We start from the raw sequence: 1,819 nt of genomic DNA on the forward strand, positions 1-1,819 counted from the left end.
GCAATGCGGTTCTTTTTTTTTGTGTCTAAATTTTTTCTCTAGGCAATTGCTTATAGAGTTAATTGACTTTCCTTATAAACTCTTCTACTTTTTCATCCCTTTATTCTTCTATTCTTTCATTCTTTCATTCTTTCTTATCTGCCATTTAACAAGGCTTATAGTTGAATTTATTTCGTTATTAAACCAATTACCAGTCTTATAATTTACTTATGGATAGTTTTATTTCTTATCTTTTTACTTTTAGATTAAAAATGCTTAATCATAATTGATTATGACTTTAATCTCCTAACTTGTAAACTCATAAAAGTAACGATCAATAATATCTTAAGCTCTTTGAATAGAATTTAGATTATATAGCTCTTGTGCTATATTAATCTCAAACCAAATACAAAGTTAAGATTATGATTGAAATTCAAGATAAGCTACTCAAGCTTATAAGCAATTTGGTAACTCTGTAGTAATTGATGTCTTACAATTTATCGCTCTGGAAATCGGAAAAGATTTATAAAAAAATACCAAGAGCATAACAAAATAACCAAAAACTCTATGGATTCTTTAGGGTTTTTGGTTATTTTTGTAAGCGTTTATTTATCATTAAGATTCTAAAGTAAGGACATTTACCATTGATAGAGAGATCTTTACCATCATCTCCTTTCCTAAACTTAATAATCTCAAATTGCTCAGGATTAAATTTATGGAGGAAAGTTATAGGAACGCCCATAGCTCCAAGGTAATCTTTTGGGATATCTTGGGTTTTATTAACGTTAATCCCCTCATAATTATCGTATTTTGGGTAGTTGTTTTCGTTACCCTGATAGGTTTTTACGAGTTCTATATCTTTATGACGTTTGAAGTTATCTAGATTGGTTAACCATAAACAGTTATTAGAAGCTACGATACGTTCGCCATGTTCATTGATTTTGGTTTCTGTACCGTAAAGCTCATAATGTTCAGGAACAATAAAACCTGAAATCCCTCTGCCTAGATTAATTCCTAACCAAGCTTTATTTTCTTTGATTAAAGCAAAGATATCTTTGTAGGTAATAGCATTGATATTACCTATAACCAAAAACTGCTTATTATGGGTAATTACAAGCTCAATAAACTCTCTAAAGAGAGAAAAGGGAGGATTAGTAACAATAATATCCGCTTGCTCTAAAAGAGTTATACTTTCAGCACTCCGAAAATCTCCATCCTCATTAAAGTAGGTTACTTCATGAATACTTGGAAATAACTCTTCATTGCCTCCTGTGTATTCATAGTAATATCCACGAGCTGGTGAAGTAGCTTCAAGATCATAAGTAGTTTTCTCTACATTTACATAGCAAGCAGAGATTAGTTTCTTTAAGCCTAAGCGTTTAAAGTTGAGTGCAAAGTACTTATAGAAGTTACTCGTAAGGGGATCATCACAATTGCAAAAGACTATTTTGTCTTTAAAGTTGCTTGTGTAGTGTTGTAATTCACTTTCGATATCTATGAGTTGAGTATAAAACTCATCGTTTTTGTTCTTCTTGGCTTTACTTAAAAAGTTAGTTTTCATTTTCTATTAAATTGATTTAAGATATCCTACAAAATACATCTCACTATGTTTTATAAATAAAAATCTTTACTATAGTATATTTTATAGTTTAGTTTAAATTCTTCCATCCATTCATTTGCGAAAACTTCACCTTTGTAGAGTAATAAAGTCTCATATATAGCTTTAATAAAGGAATATTTATCAGAAAAAGTAGGAGTCTCTCTGTATTTAAAATTTGTACTTGGTCTAATATTGTATATCATTCCTCTTTTTACCTGAGTCTTAAGAGGAAATCTAGTT

At 29.7% G+C, this 1,819-nt stretch carries 2 protein-coding genes; both read right to left on the minus strand.

Annotation, left to right across the window (positions count from 1 at the left end; all coding sequences use genetic code 11):
• Window positions 1–568: 568 nt before the first annotated feature.
• On the minus strand, window positions 569–1,540 hold the full coding sequence (locus CKF59_RS07240; protein ID WP_119535260.1) for an adenine-specific methyltransferase EcoRI family protein: 972 nt from the start codon (window positions 1,538–1,540) through the stop codon (window positions 569–571).
• Window positions 1,541–1,590: 50 nt separating this feature from the next.
• A partial coding sequence (locus CKF59_RS07960; RefSeq protein WP_222985698.1) for a hypothetical protein occupies window positions 1,591–1,819 on the minus strand: 229 nt, incomplete at its 5' end.

The sequence above is a fragment of the Psittacicella gerlachiana genome, assembly GCF_003585965.1.
GTDB lineage: Bacteria > Pseudomonadota > Gammaproteobacteria > Enterobacterales > Psittacicellaceae > Psittacicella > Psittacicella gerlachiana.

Bases quoted from the DNA above. Each gene is read 5' to 3' on its own strand.
- CKF59_RS07240 (WP_119535260.1), bottom strand. From the start codon at position 1,540: ATGAAAACTAACTTTTTAAGTAAAGCCAAGAAGAACAAAAACGATGAG.